Source organism: Blastococcus mobilis (genome assembly GCF_900188025.1).
GTDB lineage: Bacteria > Actinomycetota > Actinomycetes > Mycobacteriales > Geodermatophilaceae > Blastococcus_B > Blastococcus_B mobilis.
Genome location: NZ_FZNO01000042.1, coordinates 21,208 through 27,575, shown reverse-complemented (window position 1 = coordinate 27,575; position 6,368 = coordinate 21,208). Strand labels below are relative to the sequence as shown.

Here is a 6,368-nt window from a genome sequence, read left to right as displayed (position 1 = left end):
GAGCGTTAGCACCTTCGCGAGCGTGGCGCTCGTGCCTGCCCATGACGATCAGCCACGCCGAACGCCGCGACCGCACCTACTGGCGGCAGCTCTAAGGGGGACGTTGAGGTAGCCGAGTCCGGTGGGTACGGCGAGGAAGGGCACGTCGGGGTCGGGAAAGTGCGAGGAAGCTCCCGACGCCAGCGTGCTCGCGTGTGGGGCGGCGACTGCACCGTCGCCCCGAGCCTCGCCGCCGGAAGGCGAAGGAGCGACTGGACGCCGGCTTGAACGCCGGGATGGTCGTGGGCGCCTTCTGCCCGTGTAGGGCCGGATCAGCGGGTCGCGGCCTCGACCGCCGCACGAGTTGTATCGCTGCCCACTCGAGCCAGGTGCGGCAACTACCGATTTATGGCAAGATTCCCGATACCCGCCGTGGAAGGAATGGCTATGAAGCGGTCGCTACTCACGGCTGAAGAGCAGACTGTGCGGGCTGCGCTGACCACCGTGGAAGACGTCGAGCGCGTCGTGCTCGGGATGACTCAGCGGGACGCCAAGACCCGCGAGAGTCGCGACCTCCTGTGTTCGGTCATCGACCGCACGCTGAAGGCCACGCCCCCGGTCCGCCCAGCGGTCGCCGCTCGAGTGCTCGGCCTGACGGAGAAGACCGTGCGGCACTGGGCCAAGGAAGGTGTCCTCACCCTCAAGCAGGCCACCCCAGACAGTCCCAAGCGACTGGACCCGGAGCGACTGCACGAGGTCCTGCATCTGGTCCGTGATCTGCGGGCTGCCGGACAGACCCGCGGCCTGCTCGACGAGGTGTGGCGGCGACTGAACGATCAGGCGCTGCTGGACCGCGAAGACCTTCAGGAGAGCCTGGCGCAGATGCGCCGCGGTGAAGGCGCCGTGCTGGTCGCCCGAGACGACGCTTGAGTGCCCAACCGGTACCTGGTTCAGGCCACACCGCTCGCGCAACAGCAGATCAACGGCCTGCGCGGCACCGTCGCCAAACGCTTCGACCGGGTCGTGAAGGAGATCGCTCAGCAGGGCTGCCAGGCGTTCGGCTACCGGCTCACCGGGCCCATCGCAGAGCATCTCTGTGACCGGCACCTGGTCGGTCGATGGCGGCTGATCGCCGCCTTTGCCCCGGACGACGTCATCTGGGTGCTGTTGGTCGGTGAGCACCTGGACGCTCGACCGAGGTCGACGTGTACCGCGCGCTGTACGCCCTCATCGGCGTCGAGCCCGAGTCGACCCAGAAGCGGACCAAGCCGCCCTGCTGCGACCCCGATACTGGTCTGCCGCCGGGAGTGGACGGAGCCCTCGTCGACGACCTCGTGGCGCGCAGCCGCGCGCTGACCCACCGCCGCTGACCTGAGAGGAAACGAGGACCGTGGACGGTCTGGCCTGTTGACGAAGTCTTCGGCCACATCGGCGGGTGCACGCTGGGCGCCCCCGATCCCGACTCGGTGTGCTGCTCCTACCCGCACGGAGTGCACGTGATCACCGCCCCGTCCCTCGCTACGGTGATCCGCCAGGTCGCGTGGCACTGCGGTTGGGAAGCCCCGGACCGGCTCGCCGCGCTGGCGACAGCAGCCGAGGACGTCCGGCCTGCACTCGCAGCTACCTGGCCGGAGACAACCTCTACGCCGCCGCCGAAGAGAGCACCTTCCAGACCCCGCCCGCCGAGATCGGCTTCGACCTCGTCCTCCCCTATCCCCGGCAGTACCTCGGCGGACCGAGGCGGTCACGAGTCCGGTATGCGCCTGGTCGAAGGCGCCTTCCACTGTCCGGCCATGCCCGACGACCTCGTCGAAGCGACCAAGACCTCCGCGAAGGCCGGATCGACCTCGAGACCTACTAAAGCCCGCATCCAGGCCGCGTCGCAGACCGCATGTGCAGCAAGCAGTTGCCGGTCGATGGGGTCGGCGAGCGCCTCACCTGCCCCGCCGCCGGTCCAGCGCCGCTGGTCAGCGCGACGACAAGCCAGCCTCCAACGAGCCGCGGCCCATCCGGCAGGCCGACGGGCACGTCACCGACGCCCGGCTCCGCATCCTGCCGTCCGCCGACATCCTTCGGCGTGCCCGCGAACGAACCGGAACGGCGACCAGCGCCTCCGATGACCCGCGGTGGCCGTCGATCCGCCCAGGACAGCGGCTGATCCGGCGCCGAACAGCAGCGAAGCCGCCCCCAGAGTTCCCGACCGGCAGGTCGGAGCCCCAAGGACGGCTTCGCCGTCACTTTCTCGCTACTTCAGGACACTTCCGTCAGTAGCCCTCTGCGGTGGCGGTGGGATTTGAACCCACGGAGGGGGTTGCCCTCACACGCTTTCGAGGCGTGCTCCTTCGGCCGCTCGGACACGCCACCGCCGAAGAGACTACAGGCCCCGCTGCGCGCGGAAGAACGCACGTAGCAGCGTGGCGGACTCCTCGGCCCGAACACCCGCGGTGACCTCGGGCCGATGGTTGAGCCGGCGGTCGCGGACGACGTCCCACAGGGAGCCCGCCGCCCCGGCCTTCGGGTCGTCGGCGCCGTAGACCACCCGCGCCACCCGGGCCAGCACGCTGGCGCCCGCGCACATCGTGCACGGCTCGAGCGTGACCACCAGCGTCGCGCCGGTCAGCCGCCAGCCGTCGCCGAACACCTGGGCGGCCGCCCGCAGTGCCAGGACCTCGGCGTGCGCGGTGGGGTCGCCGCGCTTTTCCCGTTCGTTGGCCGCCTCGGCGAGCACCGCACCGTCCGGGCCGAGGACGACGGCGCCGATCGGGGTGTCGCCCCACTCCACCGCGGCCGCCGCGAGCTCCAGCGCCCGCCCCATCGCGGCGTCGATCTCCGGGGTCACGCGAGGCCGTCCAGGCGGAAGCCGACCAGCTCCGACAGCTCGGCCAGCGCCGTCGCCGGTTCCACCACCTTGATCGTGTGCATGCCCAGCGCCCGCGCCGGCTTGAGGTTGATGCCGAGGTCGTCGAGATAGGCGCAGTCGCCGGCCTCGATCGGCCGGCCGACCGCCTCGGACAGCCGGGCCAGCGCGCGCCGGTAGATCTCGGGCTCGGGCTTGCGCACGCCCTCCACCGAGGACTCCACCACGGCGTCGAAGAGGCCGAGCAGTTCCCCGAGCTGCCCCGTCCGCTCCATCGGGGCGACGTTGTTCGACAGCAGCGCCAGCGGCAGCCCGGCTTCGCGCAGCCGCCGCACCGCCGCGACCATCGACGGGCGCAGCTCCCCGCGCAGCGCGGCCAGGACTCGGGCCGCCTCGACCCGGTGACCGGCGGCCAGCGCCTCCGCCTCGAACGCGGCCGAGAAACCGGCCACGTCGAGCTCGTTGCGCTCGAACCTCGCCCAGGCGTTGGTGTCGGGATCGGTGGAGTTCAGCCGCCGGATCAGCCCCGGAGGCAGCCCTGCCTCCTGCTCGTAGGCCGCGAACGCCGTCATGGGGCTCTCGGTCAGCACCCCGCCGAGATCGAAGACGACCGCGGTGACGGTCATGGCGCCACCGCCGCGGCCAGCTCGTCGGCGAACCCCAGTCGCTGGGCGATGCGCTCGACCATCTCGTCGGCCCAGAGGTCGTCGGCGGTCACGATGGGCCGCAGCTCCGCGGCCGGCAGCCCGTCGTCGGCGAACACGTCGAGGTCACCCCCCGGCCAGCCGGACTCGTCGTCGTCGAAGGCGCCCTCGGTGTCCACACCGATGCCGTAGCGCTCGACCACCTCGGCGGCCAGCACCCACTCGAGCATGGTCGCGTCGGAGATCAGGGCCCGCACCATCCCTCCCGGACCGTGCCGCAGGACGACGAAGTACAGCCGTGAGTCGACGACGACGACGAACGGCGGCGGCCACGCGTCGGCGCCGGGCTCCCCCAGCGCGCGCTCGAGCACCGGGAGCTCGTCCCCGGCGTCGTCGGCGAGCAGCTCCACGCGCCAGTCGCCGTGGGCCCGGCTCACCCGGACGGCGAAGCTGCGGCGCGCCCCGTCGAGATCGCTCATCGCTTGCGCAGCACGGTCAGGCCGTCGGCCACCGGCAGCAGGACGGCCTCCCAGCGCGGATCGGCCGCCAGCGCCGCGTTCAGCGCCACCAGCGCGCGGTCGTCGTCGTCGCGCGGGTCGAGCACCCTGCCCGACCGCAGCGTGTTGTCCAGCAGCACGACGGCGTTCGGCGTCATCCGGTCGTACAGCTCCTCGACGTAGGCGGGATACCCGGCCTTGTCCGCGTCCACGAACGCGAGGTCGAACGTCGGCTCCTCGGGCAGCGCACGCAGGGCGGGCAGCGCGTCCCCGAGCCGCAGTTCGATCCGTTCCCCCACACCGGCGCGCGACCAGTGACGCCGGGCGACCGCCGTCCACTGCTCGCTGCGGTCCAGGCACAGGAGCGAGCCGTCGTCCGGAAGGCCCCGGGCGATGCAGAGCGCCGAGAAGCCGGTGAAGGTGCCGATCTCGATCGCCCGTCGAACACCGAGCGCGCGGGTGAGCAACTGCATGAACACCCCCTGCTCCGGCGCGATCTGGAACGTGGCCGGGGCGTCGCCGCGCTCGGCCAGGGCCGCCGTCTCGGCCACCAGGTCGGCGGCGACGTCGTCGAGGGCCTCGGACGCGCCACGCACGTAGTCGGCGAGCTCCGGCCTGAGGAGGAAGGACCGGGGCGTCATGGCGCGTCCCGACGGAGGAGCGCAGGCGTCGGCGCGGGGGTCGGCGCGGGGGTCATAGCCTCTGATCATGGCCGATGCTGCTCCGGACGTCGCCGCACCGCTGTTCGCGCAGCTGGCCGCCGATCCGCTCGCCGCCCATCTCGGGATCACTCTCGAGCAGGTGCGCCCCGGTTACGCACGGGCCGGGATGACGGTGGGCCCGCAACTGCTCAACGCCGTCGGGACCGCGCACGGCGGCGCCACCATGGCGCTGTTGGACGTCGTCCACGCGGCCGTGAGCAACAGCCACGGCACCGTCGCCGTCGCGCAGGACGTGCACACCGAGTTCCTCGAACCGGGTCGTCCCGGGGACCGGCTGGTGGCCGAGGGCGTCGAGGTGCACCGGAGCAGCCGCACCGCCGTCTACCGGATCGAGGCCCGCGCCCAGGACGGCGGACTGGTCGCCGCCGCGCTGGCCCGGGTGTTCCGCACCGACCGTCCGTGGCCCGTGGCCGAGGAGTCCGCGTGACCGCGTTCCCCGTGCCCACCATGCCGGCGCCACCGGTCGGGGTGGTGGGTCTGGGCCAGCTGGGTGGATCCCTGGCCGCCGCTCTGCTCGCGGCCGGACGGCCGGTCGCCGGCTGGGACGTCGACCCCGCCGCCCGGGACGCGGCCACCGCGCGCGGCGTGCAGATCACCACTGAGCTGTCCGGCATCGTCGTCCTCGCGGTGCCCCTGCCGGCGATGGCCACCGCGCTGGACGAGCTGACGGTGGATCCCGCCGCCACCGTGACCGACCTCGGCTCGGTCAAGCGACCGGTCCTCCACGCTCTCGGCGACGCCCTCGGCGGTCGCTTCGTCGGCGGCCATCCCATGTGCGGCACCGAGCGGTCCGGGCACGACGCCGTCGACCCGGGTCTCTTCTCCGGCGCCCGGTGGGCGCTCTGCCTGGAGCCGGACACCGAGCTCCCGCGCTGGCTGCGGGTCGCCGAGGTGGCCCTGGACGTCGGCGCGGAGGTCGTGCCGGTCACCGCCGCCGAGCACGACGACGCCGTCGCCGCGATCAGCCACGTCCCCCACCTGCTCGCCGCCGCGCTCGCCGCCACGGCCGGGCAGGCCGGCCCGCTGGCCCTGGCCCTCTCCGCCGGCAGCTTCCGGGACGGGACCCGGGTGATCCGCAGCGACCCCGCGTTCGTCACCGCCATGGTCGAGGGCAACGCCGGCGCCACCGCCGGCGCCCTGGCTCGCGTGCAGGAGCAGCTGGCCCGGCCGTGGCCGGACCTGGTCGCGGACGGCCACGCCGTCGTCACCCGGCAGGAGGGACGGCGGACCGTCCGCGTCCCGCTGGACCGGGCCGCGCTGCTGGCCCTGGGCCGCGCCGGCGGAGCGGTCACCCGGCGACTGGCCGCCTTCGTCGAGGGATGGGTTCCCGCGCAGAGTTGACCCGTTTCGGCCCCGCCCCGCCGGGCAGGGTGTCGACATGGACGAGACCGACATCCTCAGCCGCATCCACGCCCTGGTCGACGAGGAGCACAAGCTCCGCGAGGGCACGGAGCACACCGAGGACCAGCGCGCGCGGATGAGCAGGATCGAGACCGACCTCGACCAGTGCTGGGACCTGCTCCGCCAGCGCCGGGCGAAGCGCCAGTACGACGAGAACCCCGACGAGGCCCAGGTGCGCCCCGAGTCGACCGTGGAGGGCTACCTCCAGTAAGGCCCCTCAGGCAGGGATCCGCGCCGAGCTCGCGAGGCGTGGGGGGCAGAGGGGCCC

At 72.9% G+C, this 6,368-nt stretch carries 9 protein-coding genes and 1 tRNA gene; 4 read left to right on the top strand and 6 right to left on the bottom strand.

Annotated features, from left to right (window positions below; genetic code table 11):
- Positions 1-438 precede the first annotated feature (438 nt).
- On the bottom strand, positions 439-1,161 hold the full coding sequence (locus CHB94_RS26455; RefSeq protein ID WP_089338887.1) for a hypothetical protein: 723 nt from the start codon (positions 1,159-1,161) through the stop codon (positions 439-441).
- A gap of 23 nt (positions 1,162-1,184) precedes the next feature.
- Here CHB94_RS26455 and CHB94_RS25470 point away from each other — a divergent pair, with 23 nt between their 5' ends.
- Positions 1,185-1,349: a hypothetical protein gene (locus tag CHB94_RS25470; protein WP_176445709.1), complete on the top strand. Its 165-nt coding sequence runs from the start codon at positions 1,185-1,187 to the stop codon at positions 1,347-1,349.
- A gap of 908 nt (positions 1,350-2,257) precedes the next feature.
- Here CHB94_RS25470 and CHB94_RS23045 read toward each other — a convergent pair.
- From CHB94_RS23045 to CHB94_RS23025, 5 genes are all read right to left on the bottom strand, one after another.
- A tRNA-Ser gene (locus CHB94_RS23045) sits at positions 2,258-2,343 on the bottom strand.
- 10 nt (positions 2,344-2,353) lie between these two features.
- Entirely contained in the window at positions 2,354-2,818 is a 465-nt protein-coding gene (locus tag CHB94_RS23040; RefSeq protein ID WP_217899465.1) for a nucleoside deaminase, read from the bottom strand.
- Positions 2,815-3,462 carry an HAD-IA family hydrolase gene (locus CHB94_RS23035; RefSeq protein WP_089338886.1) on the bottom strand — a complete coding sequence of 216 codons (648 nt, stop codon included), beginning with the start codon at positions 3,460-3,462 and terminating at the stop codon, positions 2,815-2,817. Before CHB94_RS23035 ends, CHB94_RS23040 begins: the two co-directional genes overlap by 4 nt.
- Positions 3,459-3,959, bottom strand: a complete 501-nt coding sequence (locus CHB94_RS23030; protein WP_089338885.1) for a tRNA adenosine deaminase-associated protein — start codon at positions 3,957-3,959, stop codon at positions 3,459-3,461. The genes CHB94_RS23035 and CHB94_RS23030 overlap by 4 nt, the downstream gene beginning before the upstream one ends.
- On the bottom strand, positions 3,956-4,618 hold the full coding sequence (locus CHB94_RS23025; protein WP_089338884.1) for an O-methyltransferase: 663 nt from the start codon (positions 4,616-4,618) through the stop codon (positions 3,956-3,958). Before CHB94_RS23025 ends, CHB94_RS23030 begins: the two co-directional genes overlap by 4 nt.
- A 67-nt stretch (positions 4,619-4,685) precedes the next feature.
- Here CHB94_RS23025 and CHB94_RS23020 point away from each other — a divergent pair, with 67 nt between their 5' ends.
- From CHB94_RS23020 to CHB94_RS23010, 3 genes are read left to right on the top strand one after another with little or no spacing between them, the layout of a single operon-like run.
- Entirely contained in the window at positions 4,686-5,126 is a 441-nt protein-coding gene (locus CHB94_RS23020; RefSeq protein WP_089338883.1) for a PaaI family thioesterase, read from the top strand.
- On the top strand, positions 5,123-6,040 hold the full coding sequence (locus tag CHB94_RS23015; RefSeq protein WP_089338882.1) for a prephenate dehydrogenase: 918 nt from the start codon (positions 5,123-5,125) through the stop codon (positions 6,038-6,040). The genes CHB94_RS23020 and CHB94_RS23015 overlap by 4 nt, the downstream gene beginning before the upstream one ends.
- A 37-nt stretch (positions 6,041-6,077) precedes the next feature.
- The gene (locus CHB94_RS23010) at positions 6,078-6,311 is read left to right on the top strand and encodes a DUF2630 family protein (protein ID WP_089338881.1); all 234 of its coding nucleotides are present in this window, start codon (positions 6,078-6,080) and stop codon (positions 6,309-6,311) included.
- The last annotated feature ends 57 nt before the right edge of the window (positions 6,312-6,368 follow it).